Origin of the sequence: Nostoc sp. UHCC 0252 (assembly GCF_034931145.1) — a bacterium.
Classification (GTDB): domain Bacteria; phylum Cyanobacteriota; class Cyanobacteriia; order Cyanobacteriales; family Nostocaceae; genus Nostoc.
Map to the genome: position 1 here is coordinate 76,487 of NZ_JAYGHE010000016.1, position 16,144 is coordinate 92,630.

17 protein-coding genes are annotated in these 16,144 nt (G+C 43.3%); 7 read left to right on the top strand and 10 right to left on the bottom strand.

What is annotated here, in order from left to right:
- Positions 1-17 precede the first annotated feature (17 nt).
- Both rsmB and VB732_RS12625 read left to right on the top strand, forming a co-directional pair.
- On the top strand, positions 18-1,529 hold the full coding sequence (gene rsmB / locus VB732_RS12620; protein ID WP_323231175.1) for a 16S rRNA (cytosine(967)-C(5))-methyltransferase RsmB: 1,512 nt from the start codon (positions 18-20) through the stop codon (positions 1,527-1,529).
- Positions 1,530-1,586: 57 nt separating this feature from the next.
- A complete protein-coding gene (locus VB732_RS12625; RefSeq protein WP_323231176.1) occupies positions 1,587-2,009 on the top strand; it encodes a TerB family tellurite resistance protein in 423 nt (140 codons plus the stop codon).
- Between the two features lie 60 nt (positions 2,010-2,069).
- Here the strand turns inward: VB732_RS12625 and psb35 are convergent, their stop codons facing one another.
- On the bottom strand, positions 2,070-2,297 hold the full coding sequence (gene psb35 / locus VB732_RS12630; RefSeq protein ID WP_323231177.1) for a photosystem II assembly protein Psb35: 228 nt from the start codon (positions 2,295-2,297) through the stop codon (positions 2,070-2,072).
- A gap of 226 nt (positions 2,298-2,523) precedes the next feature.
- Positions 2,524-4,767 (bottom strand): transglycosylase domain-containing protein, encoded by a 2,244-nt coding sequence (locus VB732_RS12635; protein ID WP_416235743.1) that lies wholly within the window; start codon positions 4,765-4,767, stop codon positions 2,524-2,526.
- A gap of 386 nt (positions 4,768-5,153) precedes the next feature.
- Between VB732_RS12635 and folK the strand changes: the two genes are divergently transcribed.
- The 3 genes from folK (at position 5,154) to VB732_RS12650 (ending at position 7,136) form a co-directional block, all read left to right on the top strand.
- Positions 5,154-5,672: a 2-amino-4-hydroxy-6-hydroxymethyldihydropteridine diphosphokinase gene (folK, locus tag VB732_RS12640; protein ID WP_416235742.1), complete on the top strand. Its 519-nt coding sequence runs from the start codon at positions 5,154-5,156 to the stop codon at positions 5,670-5,672.
- Between the two features lie 68 nt (positions 5,673-5,740).
- Complete coding sequence (locus tag VB732_RS12645) at positions 5,741-6,289, top strand: NUDIX hydrolase (protein WP_323231180.1); 549 nt, start codon at positions 5,741-5,743, stop codon at positions 6,287-6,289.
- A 7-nt stretch (positions 6,290-6,296) separates the two neighbouring features.
- On the top strand, positions 6,297-7,136 hold the full coding sequence (locus VB732_RS12650) for an ADP-ribosylglycohydrolase family protein (protein ID WP_323231181.1): 840 nt from the start codon (positions 6,297-6,299) through the stop codon (positions 7,134-7,136).
- On the opposite strand, the gene VB732_RS12655 is transcribed toward VB732_RS12650, so the two are convergent.
- Entirely contained in the window at positions 7,133-8,002 is an 870-nt protein-coding gene (locus VB732_RS12655; RefSeq protein WP_323231182.1) for a sulfurtransferase, read from the bottom strand. The genes VB732_RS12650 and VB732_RS12655 overlap by 4 nt on opposite strands.
- 302 nt (positions 8,003-8,304) lie before the next feature.
- On the opposite strand from VB732_RS12655, the gene VB732_RS12660 reads away from it, so the two are divergent.
- Positions 8,305-9,309, top strand: a complete 1,005-nt coding sequence (locus VB732_RS12660) for a 2-hydroxyacid dehydrogenase (protein WP_323231183.1) — start codon at positions 8,305-8,307, stop codon at positions 9,307-9,309.
- Between the two features lie 43 nt (positions 9,310-9,352).
- Here VB732_RS12660 and VB732_RS12665 read toward each other — a convergent pair whose 3' ends face one another.
- On the bottom strand, positions 9,353-9,607 hold the full coding sequence (locus VB732_RS12665; RefSeq protein ID WP_323231184.1) for a hypothetical protein: 255 nt from the start codon (positions 9,605-9,607) through the stop codon (positions 9,353-9,355).
- A gap of 3 nt (positions 9,608-9,610) precedes the next feature.
- Entirely contained in the window at positions 9,611-10,354 is a 744-nt protein-coding gene (locus VB732_RS12670) for a M50 family metallopeptidase (RefSeq protein ID WP_323231185.1), read from the bottom strand.
- 1,129 nt (positions 10,355-11,483) lie between these two features.
- On the opposite strand from VB732_RS12670, the gene VB732_RS12675 reads away from it, so the two are divergent.
- Positions 11,484-11,705: a ferredoxin-thioredoxin reductase variable chain gene (locus tag VB732_RS12675; RefSeq protein ID WP_193946031.1), complete on the top strand. Its 222-nt coding sequence runs from the start codon at positions 11,484-11,486 to the stop codon at positions 11,703-11,705.
- Between the two features lie 5 nt (positions 11,706-11,710).
- Here VB732_RS12675 and VB732_RS12680 read toward each other — a convergent pair whose 3' ends face one another.
- The 5 genes from VB732_RS12680 to VB732_RS12700 all read right to left on the bottom strand — a co-directional run bounded on the left by VB732_RS12680 (position 11,711) and on the right by VB732_RS12700 (position 16,099).
- Positions 11,711-11,932: a hypothetical protein gene (locus tag VB732_RS12680; protein WP_323231187.1), complete on the bottom strand. Its 222-nt coding sequence runs from the start codon at positions 11,930-11,932 to the stop codon at positions 11,711-11,713.
- A 99-nt stretch (positions 11,933-12,031) separates the two neighbouring features.
- A complete protein-coding gene (locus VB732_RS12685) occupies positions 12,032-12,823 on the bottom strand; it encodes a YdcF family protein (RefSeq protein ID WP_323231188.1) in 792 nt (263 codons plus the stop codon).
- Positions 12,824-12,945: 122 nt separating this feature from the next.
- Positions 12,946-13,452, bottom strand: a complete 507-nt coding sequence (locus VB732_RS12690; RefSeq protein ID WP_323231189.1) for a hypothetical protein — start codon at positions 13,450-13,452, stop codon at positions 12,946-12,948.
- Positions 13,453-13,869: 417 nt separating this feature from the next.
- Positions 13,870-15,393: an AAA family ATPase gene (locus VB732_RS12695; RefSeq protein WP_323231190.1), complete on the bottom strand. Its 1,524-nt coding sequence runs from the start codon at positions 15,391-15,393 to the stop codon at positions 13,870-13,872.
- Positions 15,394-15,493: 100 nt separating this feature from the next.
- Positions 15,494-16,099 carry a 50S ribosomal protein L25/general stress protein Ctc gene (locus tag VB732_RS12700; RefSeq protein WP_323231191.1) on the bottom strand — a complete coding sequence of 202 codons (606 nt, stop codon included), beginning with the start codon at positions 16,097-16,099 and terminating at the stop codon, positions 15,494-15,496.
- Positions 16,100-16,144: the final 45 nt, after the last annotated feature.

The window sequence follows — 16,144 nt, forward strand, 5'->3', positions numbered from 1 at the left end:
TCCTGAATCAAGTTTCCATGACAAACCCCCGTCAACTAGCTTTTATCGCCCTGCGAGATGTTCACAAGGGGGCTTATGCCGATGTTGCCCTAGATAGAGTGCTGCAAAAAGTCAGTTTGGCTGATAGCGATCGCCGTTTGCTGACAGAATTGGTTTATGGGAGCGTCAGAAGGCAGCGCACTCTTGATACTCTTATCGATCAACTTGCCAAAAAGAAATCTCACCAACAACCCCCAGACCTCCGCACCATCTTACATTTAGGTTTTTACCAGCTGCGCTATCAAGAGCGTATTCCCGCTTCAGCTGCTGTTAATACCACCGTCCAACTCGCTAAAGAAAACGGTTTTTCTGGACTCACGGGTTTTGTTAACGGTCTATTACGACAATACATTCGCCTTGCAGAGAAGATAAAGGGTGATCCGTTACAACTTCCAGAAAATCCAGTAGAATATTCTGACTTTTCACCGGATTTAGAAAACCTCTCTTCAAACCTCTCCCCTACAAGGGGAGAGGCTTTGAATTCTCCCCCTTCCCTAGCAGGGAAGGGGGCTGGGGGGTTAGGTTTCGCGTTAACTTTTCCAAATAATGTGAAAAGTCAGGTGGAACGCTTGGGTATTTTACACAGCTTTCCTGACTGGATTGTTCAAGTCTGGTTAGAACAACTGGGTTTGACTGAGACAGAACAATTGTGTGAATGGATGAATCAATCACCAACAATTGATTTGCGTATCAACCCGCTTTGTACTTCCATCGAGGAAGTTGAGGTAGCTTTGCAATCTGTTGGTATTTTGGTGAGGCGGATTCCTCATTTACCTCAAGCTTTACGATTTATTGGCAATACTGGGTCAATTCAAAAACTACCTGGTTTTAAAGAAGGTTGGTGGACTGTACAAGATAGTAGCGCCCAATTGGTAGGCCATTTGCTCGACCCCCAACCAGGTGAGGTGGTAATTGATGTCTGTGCCGCACCAGGGGGTAAAACAACCCATATTGCTGAGTTAATGGCAGATAAAGGAAAAATTTGGGCTTGCGATCGCACTTCTTCTCGTCTTCGCAAACTCCAAGAAAATTCTCAACGGCTAAATTTACAATCTATTCAAATTTACACTGGTGACAGCCGCCATTTCAAGCAATTTCAAAACACCGCAGACCGCGTATTATTAGATGCTCCATGTTCTGGATTGGGAACCATGCACCGTCATGCCGATGCTCGTTGGCGACAGACACCAGAATCCGTCCGCGAACTTTCGGTGCTGCAAAAAGAATTGTTAACACATACATCAACTTTTGTCAAACCTGGTGGTGTACTAGTTTATGCCACCTGTACATTGCATCCAGCAGAAAACGAAGAAATAATTTCGACATTTTTGGCTGAGTCACCTAATTGGCAAATTGAGTCTCCAAGAGGCATTGAGCTACCTAATTCTGCATATAGCACGCCTCAAGGTTGGTTTAAAGTCTGGCCCCATAAACAGGACATGGACGGCTTTTTTATGGTGCGCTTAAGAAAAACCAATAATTCCGAGTGAATACTGTTTGGGATTGTACGATTTGATGGTGGCCTGAATCTACCAGAGGAGGCAGCAATGGTTACCCCTTCCAATGTCAAAAACTTAGTTAAAATCCTGATTGGAGCCGCCTGGATTGATGGCAGAATCCAACCAGAAGAACGGCAATATCTCCGTGAGATAGCTCAAGCAAAAGGTTTGGCTAACGATCCAGAAATTAAGCCTTGGCTATACGAATTCGTTCCTGTACAGCCAAAAGAATGCTATGACTGGGTGCGGGAGTATTTGGGCGATCGCCCCAGCCTTGAAGATTGTGAAAATCTGATTGAAGCCATCAGTGGCTTAATTTATAGCGATGGTGAAGTTGCCGTCGAAGAAGCTAGACTCTTGACGGAATTGCAGGATATAACCAAGCCGAATGATTTAAATCAACCGGCTCACACTAAACTTCTCAAAAAAATTCAAAAGCTTTACCGTCGTTGGGTTGACGTACAAAACTAATCATAGTCAAAAGCCTATAGTTAATAACTAATGACTAATGACTAATGACTAATCACTAAATTATGACTTCGGATCACCCAGACCCGGAGTTTCTTCTTTATCAACTTTAGGTACAAAATCAGGACGCTCTTTGCTTTCCCAACCTGCGGGGCGTTTCGAGTTGTACCAAGCTATTGAACCAATGGTTACAGCAGCAATAAAACCAACGACATAGACCAAGGTGAAAGCAAAGGGAAACTGACCACCACCTGTTGCAACTGAATCTGCTGCCTGCATGAATATATGCATGATTATATTCTCCAATGTTAAGTAACACTACTTGACACACTATAGAATGAGCGTATCACTTAACATCCCTCTGGAGTTTAGTTTCAGCAACTTCATATTGCATAGAAAAGAGGATGGGGGGCAGGGAGCAGGGGGCAGGGGGCAGGGAGCAGGGGGCAGGGAGCAAGCGGACAAGGGGTGAGAACTTGAAACAAGTCTTTCCCCAATTCCCAATTCCCACTCTTAATTAATTAGAAGGTCTAAGTCTATCCCGCCAGGATGGTTGTGGTGATGAAGAACCTGAACTATTGTCACCAGAAAAAGCTCGCCGAGTTCTTCGAGGTGGGGGAGAATCAGATTCTACTCTTCTAGAACGCCGCCGGGAAGTAGATGATTCTGAAGAAGAGTTGCTAGAAGTTGATTCTTGGCTGCGATCGCGCCTTCTCCGTCTTGGGGTAGAATTTCCTGATTGCTGTTCTTCTTGAGAATAACTCCTCCTCCTTCTACGTCTCCTAGATGAACCACTCTCCTCAGAATTTCTAGCGCTTTCTCTTTCTGAGTCATCATTAGAAGAAATAGAACGATTCAGTATTTGCTTCGGCTTGATGGACTGGGCTTTGATAGTGCCTTTGCGACCTTCTAACTTGGGTCGTTTGGGAAACTTTTCGACAGGCATCTCCTCTACCGCTTTTTTCATAAATTCGCGCCAGGTGTAAGCCGCGCTGCCACTACTACCGTATGTGGGACGGTTATCATCATTACCTAGCCAAACCCCTGTTACCATCTGGGGAATGTAGCCAATGAACCATAAATCACGGGCTTCGTCGGAGGTGCCGGTCTTGCCAGCAACGGGTCTATTACCTAATTGAGCAGGGGCACCAGTCCCCGCTTCTACTACGTTGCGTAGCATCCAAGTCATGATGGCGGCACTGTCAGCGTCAAGTGCCCGTTTAGACTTGAAGTTCGCTGACCAGATCACCTTGCCCTGACGGTTAAGGATGCGGGTAATACCATGAGGCTCTATGTGCAATCCCTGAGTTGCAAAACTGCCATAAGCGCTGGTCAACTCTAGCAGATTTACTTCATTCGAGCCGAGAGCCAAGGAATAGGTAGGCTTTAGTTCCGATTTTATCCCCATATCATGGGCAAGTTTGATCGTTGGCGTAAATCCCACATCAATTAATGTCTTCACCGCAATAATATTAATGGAGCGGGTGAGGGCATCTCGGATGTTCATTGAACCCCGAAATCTTTCGCTATAGTTTTTCGGTTCGTAGCCGTCTACTACAAAGGGTGCATCTTGGTAGGCATCGTAGGGGCTTTTACCGCTAGCGATCGCAGTGGCATAGACAAACCCTTTAAATGTCGATCCTGGCTGCCTCTGTGCCTGTGTAGCCCGATTAAACTGGTTTTTACTAAAGTCTTTACCCCCGACCATTGCTTTAATTTCACCGTTCCGGGGGTCAATGGCAACCATTGATGCTTGCTTAAAGTTCTCCCAGCGCCCTTGATTTCGCAGCGTTTTGGCAACTGCCTCTTCTGCGACTTTCTGCCAAGCCGGGTTGAGCGTGGTTTCCACTACTAATCCGTCACTTGCCAGCACCTTAGCAGAAACGTACTTCGGCAATTCTTTTTGGATGTAGCTGGTAAAGTAGGGTGATTCTACTTGCACTCGCTTAGGTAAACTGCTTTTGAGGTTTAATGGTTCCTGAAGGGCTGCTTGCCTTTGCTCTGGTGTAATTACTTTATCTTCTTGCATCCGTTGCAATACCAGATTTCTTCGCCGCATTGCCGCTTCTGGGTTTTTGTCTGGGGCGTATAAGCTTGGCGCAGGCGCTAATCCAGCAATCGTTGCCATTTCCGCAAGAGTAAGCTGGTCTGGGGATTTACTAAAGTATACCCAGGCGGCATCTGCCACACCATAAGCTCCACCTCCCAAATAAACCAGATTCAGGTAACGCTCTAGAATCTGATCTTTGGTTAATTCATGCTCCATTTTTTGGGCTAGGCGGACTTCCTTGAGTTTGCGCCAGATTGTCTGTTCTTGTTTCAAAAAGAGAATCCGCGTTAACTGTTGGGTGATGGTACTACCACCTTCTACCACACCTTGCGATCGCAAATTATTCAAACCCGCTCTGACAATCCCTTGCGGATCAACTCCGTTGTGTTGCTGAAATCTTCTATCTTCTGAGGCAATGAAAGCTTTTTTTAAATTATCTGGTATTTGTTCCAGCTTTAGCTGTTCTCTGGTTGCTTCACCTTGTTGTTGTAATATAGTTCCATCAGCAGCTTTGATGGTCAGTGTTTGCTCTCTCAGCACAGCATTTAGCTCGGTCTGATTTGGCAAAGTGCGGTCTATTACACTGATGCCATAGATGAAGGCAACTATCCCACTACCTACACCCAAGCCTGCCCAAAACCATAAGCGACGATAGAGTGGTTTACCGCCAGTTGCCTGATTGGCCTTCATCCTAGATGGTAAAATTTTCATTTGCTCAGTAACTGCCTCGCCTGCGCCAGATGTGCCGGTGGTAAGCTTCTCATTTGTTCCTCCTTGTCCAGAGTCACTCAAATTAGTTGGTCTTCGCTTGAACCAGGAGGTAAGCTTCCCCACGTCAGTTCCTCGCTCAAAGTAGTAACTATAATAACCACCATCAATCAACTTTGGGGTTATGAGACTACCTCTGTGTTAGTATAATATCCTATAAATAATTAACTAAATTCGCCAAAAAATAATGTTTTTTAGATTTAGTGAATTTAGTTTTGTAAAAACACTGCAATTTTACTAATTATTCGGAATATGAAGCTATTGGCATTTGCTGGAAGAGTGCAGCGAAGTATCCGCAATAGCTAGAAAACAGCTTATTTCAGGAGAGTATGATGCCTGGGTTGGACTACGCCTACACTAAGCCCAGAAGAAGCGCTATTGCCCTTGGTAGTAATATCGGCGATTCCCAGACAATCTTAGAAGCAGCGATCGAAACTTTAGCCCAAACACCGGGTATTCTCTTAGAAGCCAGATCCAATTGGTACCAAACCAAAGCTGTAGGGCCGCCACAGCCAGATTACCTAAATGGCTGCGTCACATTGCAGATAGAAATGCTACCACAGCAGTTATTAGAAATTTTGTTAGGGATTGAGCAACAATTTGGGCGGGTGCGTCAAGAACGCTGGGGGCCACGCACCCTAGATTTAGATTTGTTATTATTTGATGACTTTATCGTGGATACACCAAATCTCCAGATTCCCCATCCCCGAATGCGGGATCGGGCCTTTGTGTTAGTGCCATTGGCAGAAATTGCCCCAGATTGGATAGAACCAGTATCCGGGTGTGTTATTAAAGAACTGCTGAAAGAGGTAGACTGTTCTGATGTACATTTATTGATGGGCAATTAAAATTACCATCCTTAAAAGCAAAAGAACGCTGATTTCGCCTCTGTATTCACAGATAATCAGATTTTACTATGCCATTAGGTAGAGAATTACCACAACTACTAAAGCAACGCTTGTTCTATAAAGGACGCAAGTTTGATTTTGAAGTCAATCGCTTGCGTTTGCCTAATAAATCGGAAGGAGAATGGGAATGTATTCGTCACCCTGGTGGCGCTCTAGCTGTGCCGATAACACCAGAGGGTAAACTCGTGCTGGTGCGTCAGTATCGTTTTGCAATTCAGGGACGGATATTAGAATTTCCGGCAGGAACTTTGGAAGTAAATGAAGAACCTTTAGAGACAATACAACGGGAAATTCAAGAAGAAATTGGCTATAGTGCCCAAAAATGGGACAAATTAGGCGAATTTTTTCTAGCACCTGGTTATTCTGATGAGATTATTTATGCTTTTCTGGCGCGAGATTTGGAAAAGTTGGAGACACCACCACCACAAGATGGAGACGAGGATATCGAAACTGTATTTATGACTCCCGAAGAATTAGAGAAAGCTATTCTCGAGGGAGAGCCGGTAGATGCTAAATCAGTTTCTAGCTTTTTTCTGGCGCGTCCGTTTTTAATTTAATACCCTTATGCTGCTAGAGTTAGCGATTGCAGATGCTTACGGTGCAGGTTTTGAATATGCTGATGAGATGATCGTTAACAACGATTTGAGTCGATACGTCAAACATCCGCGTTTTCGGCTCAATCCTGGCAGCTACACTGACGATACCCAGATGAGCATTGCCATTGCTGAGGTGATTGTTGCTCAATCACCGTGGACACCAGAAGTTTTAGCCGATAGTTTCGTTAGAGCCTTCAAACGTGACGAGAGAGAAGGTTACTCTCGAAGCTTTTACCATTTTCTGGGAGAAATTCAGGATGGGGAAGAATTTTTAACGAAAATTAACCCTGATAGTGACAAAAGCGGGGGTGCAATGCGTGCAGCGCCCATTGGCATCTATTCGACACCAGAAAAAGTCATTGAAGCGGCAACAATTCAAGCGGCAATTACTCACAATACACCCGATGGAATCAATGCTGCCGTTGCTGCTGCTTTGATGTCGCATTATTTCATCTATCGACTGGGAGCAAAACGCAAATTAGGGCAATTTCTGAAAGGTTATGTATCTGGAGAGTGGAATAAGCCGTGGGAAGGTAAAGTAAAGTCCAAAGGCTGGATGAGTGTCAGAGCAGCGATTACTGCGGTGATGCGAAATGATAGTATGAGCGAACTTTTACAGGATTGTATCGCTTTTACCGGGGATGTAGATACAGTAGCTGCGATCGCCCTGGCTGCCGGTTCTTGTAGCGAAGAAATTACACAAGACATTCCCGATCATCTTGTTACAGGGTTAGAAAATGGAGCTTACGGTAGAGATTATCTCATAGACTTGGATAAGCAGTTAATGCAGCTTAAAAAAGTCCGCTAACTTTCTGTTGCTTGCATAACTCTACTATCAATCGGCAGTGAGAAATCACGCGACCATTCATTCCAAGAACCAAAATAATTTTTGGCAAAAATTCCTGCTTCTTCAAGGGCTATCAATGTATTAGCAGCCCTTGAACCCTTAAAGCAGTAAATGTATACAATGGACTCTGAAGTAATACCTACAGACTGACAAATTTCGAGAATTTCATTTGGCGAACGGAACGTGGGGATTTCCGATTCAGAATTCATTAGTCGATGCCATTCTAACCATACTGAGTTAGGGATTCTACCTTTGCGAGGACAAAAATCAGGATGGTAGGGAGAAGAACTCAGCCCCAGCCATTCATTGCGATCGCGCACATCTAATTTTATAATTGCTGGATCGTTAATTGCTTGCAACATCCCGGCAGTAGTCACCATCATCTCAGCATTAGGATGCAATCGAAATATACTGCTTTCAGGTAATGGTATTTCATCGGTAGTCGGTAATCCTTCTGTCAGCCACGCTCTATATCCTCCGTGTAAAATAGATACCTGAGTGCAACCCAAATACTTTAGTAAGAAAGCTGCCCGACAAGATTGACCATAACCTTTATTTAAAGCATCTTCATACACAATTAATCGTTCTACACCCGATATTCCCAGCTTGCTCATAATTTCTGCAAAATACTCTTGTAATTTCTTCAATCCTGCTGGGTGGGAATTCTCTAAAAGATAAGTGAAAAAATCTCTAATATTTATGGATGTAGAAATATGAGAAATAGCATAATCTTCAGGACTTCGCGTATCGATAATGACAGCCCGTGATGACTTTTCTGCTAACAGGCACGTGACTTCTTGAGGAGAAATGAGGAGTTTTGTATTCACGCTTTCATGCTTCTGCTATCGTCCTATTAGGCATTATCGCGCTCGATAGATTTGCATTTTGGAATGCAAATCACAGAAGAGTAAATGTTGAATGTTACGGGAAAACTTTTGTACTTGTGTTGCTAATTATTTGTTGAGCATGAAGCATAAATTCTAAATTTTTGCTTTAGTTATAGAATTGCTTATACAAATATCAATACTGAAGAGTGGCAATGTTGAATAGCCCGTTATAGACATCGCTTATCTAACTGCCAAGGTATTATGTAATCGAATACCGTACAGTATACAGTTTGAGGTTTTAGATGAAAGTAGCAGTTTTTAGTACCAAAGTCTACGATCGCAAGTTTTTGTCAGGTGCAAATTCTTCCACGCAACACGAATTAGTATTTTTTGAACCCCGTTTAAATCGGGATACTGCTATTCTCGCCGCCGGATTTCCGGCGGTTTGCGTATTTGTACATGATCAAGTTGATGCCCCAACTTTAGAACTTCTCGCCTCACGGGGTACTCGGCTGGTTGTGCTTCGCTGTGCAGGGTTTAACAATGTAGACTTACAAGCCGCAGCAGATTTAGGAATTACTGTTGTACGTGTTCCTGCTTATTCACCTTATGGAGTAGCAGAACATGCTGTAGGATTGATTTTAAGTCTAAATCGCAAAATTCATCGGGCTTATAACCGTGTCCGAGAAGGCAATTTTTCCCTAGATGGACTACTGGGATTTAATTTACATAATCGCACGGTGGGTATTGTCGGTACTGGCAAAATCGGTCTGATTTTAGGACAGATTATGAAGGGGTTTGGTTGTAACTTACTCGCCTACGACGTTTATCGCAATCCAGAATTGGAAGCACTAGGTGGTAAGTATGTAGAACTACCTGAGCTATTTGCCAACTCTGATATTATCTCTCTGCATTGTCCCTTGACTCCCGAAACGCATCACTTGATTAATCATGAGGCTATAGAACAGATTAAGCCAGGTGTGATGCTAATTAATACTAGCCGAGGAGCGCTGATTGATACCCAAGCAGTGATTGAGGGATTGAAGTCTGGTAAGATTGGCTATCTTGGTGTGGATGTCTACGAACAAGAATCGGAATTGTTCTTTGAGGATTTATCTGGCGAAATTATTCAAGATGATATTTTCCAACGTCTAACAACGTTTCCCAATGTACTCATTACCGGACATCAAGCCTTTTTTACAGCAGAAGCACTCCACAATATTGCAGAAACAACTTTTGCTAATATTGCTGATGTTGAAAATGGTCGTCCTTGTGCTAATGAAATCCGCGCTCAACAGTCAGCTTAGGTAATGATTGGCGATCGCAATGACTTTGGACTAAAATCACTAGTCAATCCTCATCACTAGGCAAATTTTCCATTTCCTCAATAATTAGCGTCTGAAAATCTTCGTCACAATGATTATGCAGATGAACCGTAGCAGCTAAAAGTTCTGCGAGAATTTCAGCTTGTTGGTTAACAGTTAAACTAGGCAACTGTAACTGGTTAACCAAAGTTTGTACTTTTAGGCACTGTGTACTTAATTCAGCAATCAAGGTACTGAGGGTTGAATTCGTGACTGCAAGAGGGCGATCGCTAATCTGCATAATTCATTCCGAACGATAGGCAACACGGAGACTTTGGACTAAAATCACCAGAGATGCGATCGCCATCAACCCTCCCCAAAACCAGTAAGGTAAAAGCAAATATCGCTGCATTTGCGCTGTATCAGAAAGTCCAAGGGGGCCAGCAGACCAACTAAATAGATAATCAAGTTGATGGAAGGTACTCACACAAGCTTGTACACCCAGGAATTGAATGGCAAATCCTTGTGCCCAGCGAGGGGTTTTCAGGGCAATACCCAAGATTATAAAACCCAGTAAGGGTATTGCTACCAGTCCAAACGAGGAACGTACCCAAATTAATGTGGAAAATAGCAAAAAACCCCCTAATATTTTTAAACAGAGGGTTGCTGCTCTAAAACTACGGGAAGCCATAATCAAAGCTGCACCGGCAAGAGGTGGCCCCATTGGCCCTGCGGCTGCCACCATTGCCGGGCCAATAGGCCCCAATGACAAGCGGATGCCATAGGTTGCGACACCAGAACCATTACTAAAAATCTGTAATTTCTGAAACTGTCCCCCTAATAGGATTGCCATTAAGCCGTGACCCATTTCATGAAACCAGGTTGCCAGAATTGTAAATGGGTATAAGATATAATCACCTCCTGGTAGTTGCCACAGTAAAGCAGTTGCGATCGCTGCTGCAACTAGCCAGGTTAGCCCCATGCGTTCAACAACTGGCGGGGCTTCTTTGGTAAGTAAGGGTTCAAAATTCTTGCTTGGTTCCCTCATAAATCACTCTATTTTGGATTTTAGATTTTAGATTTTAGATTTTAGATTTTTTAGAAAATTCAAAATCTAAAATTGACAGTGTATTTTCTCTATCTTAGTGTAGCTAAACTAATAAGCATTGAAATTACATATAGTCAATAGCTAAAATAATTGCTGCACTTGCGTTTATTTATTTTTTAATCAAAGCCAATATCAACAAGCAAGGTGAGAAGCTGCTAGGCGGTAAACAGATCCAAGGTAAACTTTTGAATAAAATCGTGAACCTGTTGTTCCAAGAATTGTGTAAAATATTCTCTTGACCAGATATTAAAACTCTTCATACAAATGAAGGGTTTTAAAATAACCGAAAAGTTTCACTTACCCTGAAGATGATCGGATTATATCTCTTGCCAAAGTACTATAGCGGTTCCCATTTAGATACGGTACAAGATTATATTGCGAGGTAGGGGCACAGCAGTGCCCACTGGTGTCAACTTAACGCGAAATGGGCGGTTAGAAACCGCGTCTACACAAACAAAACCCACGTCCGTGGGTTTCAAGACTTTGATTTTCCGTTAGTCCGCGGAGGCGGACTTTGCCTGTGTAGCTGCGAATTCCATTCGCCAAGGCTTAAGTTGACACGTATGAGCATTGCCGTACCCTTACGGGTGTAACTCACATGAAGAGTGCTGAGTTCCAAGTGCTGAGTGCTGAGTTGAAAGACCACGCCACTTGCGGGTGGGGTATCAACCTTCTCCTAACTGTATGATTCCGCTTGACTTCGGGCGGGGCTAAAACTCAAGTACATAAGTACTGAGTAATTCTTAATTCACTCAGCACTCAGGACTCAGCACTCAGCACTGAGTTTGTAAAGGAGAACCGCTATAAGCACTAATGTCGCTTCGTTTTGTTTCGTTTCCCTGATTTTGGGGTAAAACGGAGGGTGGGAGTGATAAACATTAACACGGCAAAAACATAGTAAAAGTATGCACGGATAGCTAAAACGTGCCTGGACGCAGAGGGTTAAATGCGCTGTCGCACCCCTGTGAAGCGTCAAGAAATAGCTGATTAAATCAAATTTGAAGCGATTTAATCATATATTTTGTAGCAGATACTTGTGGAAAAGCAAATGCTAGATGTAAATATTGTTATGAAAGTTGGCGATCGCGTCCGCGTTAAAGATTCGGTAGTAGTGTATCATCACCCTGAACACCGGAATCAGGCTTTTGACATCAAAGGTACAGAAGGTGATGTAGTAGGTATTGCCACCCAATGGCGAGACAGACCCGTAAGCGCTAATTTGCCGATTGTAGTCCAGTTTAGTAAAAAGTTTAAGGCCCATTTACGTGAAAATGAGTTAGAAGTCATCTAAATCACTTATCGCCGGCGAAACCACTGAAAAATATTCAGTTCGCCGCGCATTCTTTTCAGTTCTTGGCGATTCTGTTCTGCTGTTGTGTAATACCATTCACAATAACGCTGGAACTCTGACCTTGACCGAACTTCATGGTAGAATTGGTGGGTTGTTTGGTAAGCAGCAAAACCCTCTTCAACTTGGGGTTGAGGAGATGGGATAATATAAGGTAAGTTTTTAGACATAAAATTAATAAACTTAGGAGTTAAAAGTTAGGAGTTTAAAATTTAGGGGATTACTACATTTCATAATTAATAACTCATAATTCACAACTCATAACTTTATTAAAGCCAGCCGCGTAAACGATAAACGAAAGAGCCAATGTACTCTTTCAAAGCGGTAGTAAATTGGTGCAAGTTGCCGGTATCAGGTAATAAATTTAGTATAGCGGCTTTAGGAGTAGAACCAAGTTCTTGAAAGTCTCTCTGACTAACTAAAAAGTCAGTGGGTGCAGGAATGACATTAATTCCTTGACGCTGAAAAATGTTAAGCGATCGCGGCATGTGCATTGCCGAAGTAATTAATAATACCTGCTTTATATTACGAGATTCTAAAATTTTTCGGACATTTACAGCATTTTGATAAGTATTTAGAGATTCAGTTTCCTCAACGATCGCGTCAGATGGAATACCAATAGACGTGAGTATTGTTGCCATATCTGCCGATTCTGATGAACCGCTACCACGCCAATCAATGCGCCCGCCGCTAAGAATGATTATAGGTGCTTTTTTTTGGCGATATAGTTGTGCGGCATAAATCACGCGATCGCCAGATTCACTCAAATCAACAGTAGGTCTTGGAAAAAAAGCTGATTTAGTTGCGCCACCCAAAACCACCATTGCTTCTGCAACTGGTACTTGGGCGGATGGGAGATTTTGCCATTCTAGCGATCGCACTAATGATTTAGCGATCCAAGCGTTACTACAAAATAGCAATAAAGTTAGGGAAAAAGCAATTGCGATCGCCGCAGTGCGCGGTCGTTTCCACAACGTGACTAATGCTATCACCAAACTTACACAGGCCAATCCTAGCGGATAAAAAAATAATGGCAGTAATTTGGAAAGATATAAAAACATAGTGGGGAATGGGGAATGGGGAATAGGGAATGGGGCAGGGGGCAGGGAGCAGGGAGCAGGGGAAGAACTATTGATTTATTGATCCATGCCTAATTCCCCATTCCCAATTCCCTATTCCCAAATTACCTTTCCCAAAACTTGAAATTGAAACTACTTCCAGGAGTGCGACGGTAACGCCGGGCGCTTCTTCTTGTTTGCCGTTTGTTAATCCTGTCGTTCGTTGGTTCAATTTCACCCTCTTCTGATTCTTCAACTTGCAGCTGAGTTCTAGTTTCTTCCTTACTTCCCCACCAAGCAGTAATCCAGCCTCCAGCTAAACCGCCTATTCCACCTAGCAAGATGCTCATTGGTGGTGGATACCCCAAATACACAAAGCCAAGCATAAAAAATAACCAGTATTTAAGCCCTGTATCAACACCATCAGAGGAGGCTACATTTGGTGCTTGGGGACTATTATCAGTTACATTGGTGATCCAGCTGAGAATGAAACCGCCCATAATTCCTAAGAAGATGCTCAGGGCTGGTGCGGAGCCGGTCATTATTAATATAAATGTTAAAAATGCCCCAAATAACAACTGAGAAAAAAAGCTGGGAGAAATACTGAAAAAGTCGTTTTTTTTGTCTGCCATATAATAAAAAAGTTTTAACGTGTCGCGGAAGTCCCCACCTTCAATGTACTCATAAGGTGGGGATTGTGAGCGGGGGGTGAGTAGGGCATAGGCGTATTGTTTTTTTGTGTCAACAAAAACAAATACGCTTATGGATGACGAATCCCCAAGATTTTCTGATACAATTGTTTGGTCTTGACCATCAATGCCATAAGCGAAAACCAAGCTAAAAGGTATATGTTGCAAGAAAAAGATTTGGGTCTTGGGAACCAGGACTCCTGCCCTTGGAGGGAATGTCAGACCAACTAGAACTAGGGAGTTCTGGAGGCTATTGCCGATGAATTGGGAAGCTCCGTCCGTCTTACGGCGGAGTAGTTCACCTAATTACTAATTCATAATTCATAATTTTCTATTCAATTATGAATTACGAATTACGAATTACGAATTACGAATTACTTGAGTTGTATCCAAAATCTTTACGTAAGGTTGTTCCTCTTCAGTGAAAGGTTCAGCTTGTTTGATCTGTGAGGTTAATAAATCGGCGGTGGCATCAGCGATATCACCAGTACGGTTGTCGAGACGCTCTTTTAGAACTTCTAGCGGTGCAGTGCATTGGATAATCTGAAGGGGAATTTCGTACTTTGTAGCTTGTGCGATCGCTTCTTGCCGCAAATGCTGTTTATCATACTTGGCATCTAAAATCACCGAAAAACCTTGTTTAGCCAGGATAATCCCCAATTCCAACAGCCTTGTGTAGGTTTTTTCGGTCATCTCAGGCGTATATAAATCATCGCCACCTCTTTCCCACAGAGAAATTCCCCCTAAATGTTTTCGCACCGCATCAGAACGCAGATGAATCGCTCCCTGTTGACGAGCTAAATGCCTTGCTGTGGTACTTTTACCAGAACCCGACAACCCCGACATTAAAATCAGTTCTCCAACCTTTGGTTTAGTATACTCCCAAGCCTGTTTGTAATACTCACTGGCCGTTTTTGTCGCCTCTTCCTTGACTGTCGCGGGTACACTCGGATCGCCTAGCAAAAATGAAGTCACCTTCGCCCTGACATAAGCCTGACGACTTAAATATAAAGGCAGTACCTGTAAACCTTCCCAGTCTCCAGTTTGCTCTATATAGGCATTCAAAAACGCATTACCCAAGTCTTTGCGTTGCCGCGCTTCCAAATCCATCACCGTGAACGCTACATCGTACATGACATCGACAAAGCGAAACGGCTCGTTAAACTCAATGCAATCGAACAGCAAAATTTTATCGTGCCACAAGGCAATATTTCTCAGGTGTAAATCTCCGTGACATTCACGAATACGATCGTTGTGAATTCTGCTAGCAAATAATTCTGGACGTTCCGCAAAAAAGTTATCTGTATATTGCTTTGTTTCTGTAAATTGCGCCTGAGTTTGGGGGCCACCAATATAATTCTCAGTTTGCTGATAATTCTCGTCAAATGCAGCCCGGACATTTGGCACTTCACCAAAACTGCGAATGTAATCATTCGTCTGCGCTTCGGCATGGTATTGAGCTACCACCCGTCCCAAGTCATCTAGGCGTGTCTCATCTAACTTACCCTGTTCAAAAAGTGTACTCAATAGCGACTCTTGAGGAAACTGCCGCATTTTCAGCACGTATTCTACAGCCTCAGTAGTTCCCCCTAACTGGTATTGCTCCCCTACCAGAGTTATAGGCAAAACTTCTAAATATAGTTCACCAGCACCCCTTTGATTTAACCGCAACTCTTCCTGACAAAAATGCTGCCGCTTCTCTAAGGTGGAAAAATCCAAAAAGCCAAAATTCATCGGTTTTTTCAGCTTATAAGCGTAATCCCCAGTCAGCAGCACATAAGAAATGTGAGTTTGAATTAGTTCAATGGGTTCTGTTACCGCATGGGGATAAAATCCAGGCTGCAACATTTGCTGAATTAAGACTGGAAGAGTCGCTTCTGTCATTTCTATTCCTCTGCGCTCTCTGCGCCTCTGCGGTTCAAATACAAAAAAACCAGGAGTTCCCCCCTGGCATCATCAAAAATTATTACACAGTTTACTTAGCTTAAGAAGCTGCTTCAGTTTCAGTTTCAGTCCCGGCATCTTCAGCGCTAATTTGTGGTGGCAAAACGCTCACAACAAGTCGCTCCGATTCAGCTAGAGGTGTTACACCTTCAGGAAAGGCTATATCACTAATACTCAAGCTGTCTCCTATTTGCAGGTTAGAGACATCGATTTCAATTACATCAGGGATGTTTTCTGGCGCACAACTCACTTGCAATTCAGAGATTACGGTGTCTAAGACACCACCTTCTTGTTTAACACCAACAGCATTTCCCACAAAACGTAGGCGTACTTCTACAGTAGTGTCGCCGTGCCCAGCAACCGCGAAAAAGCTGAGATGGTAAGGAGTGCCCTTTGCTGGATGGATCTGAAGTTCCCGCAGCAAGGTTTTGCCGCGCCAGGGTGCATCAGCAATGTTTAATTCAATTAAGGTATTGTTGACTGAAACTCTTTTGAGCAAACGTTCAACAGTTTTAGCATCAATGGTCAAAGAAATGGATTCTGTACCCTTATGACCATACAAATTGGCAGGTATCAATCCAGAACGGCGCAAAGCTCTTGGCTTGCTGCCTTCTGGACGTTTTAGAGATTCGACTGTAATAGCCATAGAAGTTGTCCTTTGTCATTAGTCATTAAATCCTACTACTCAGCA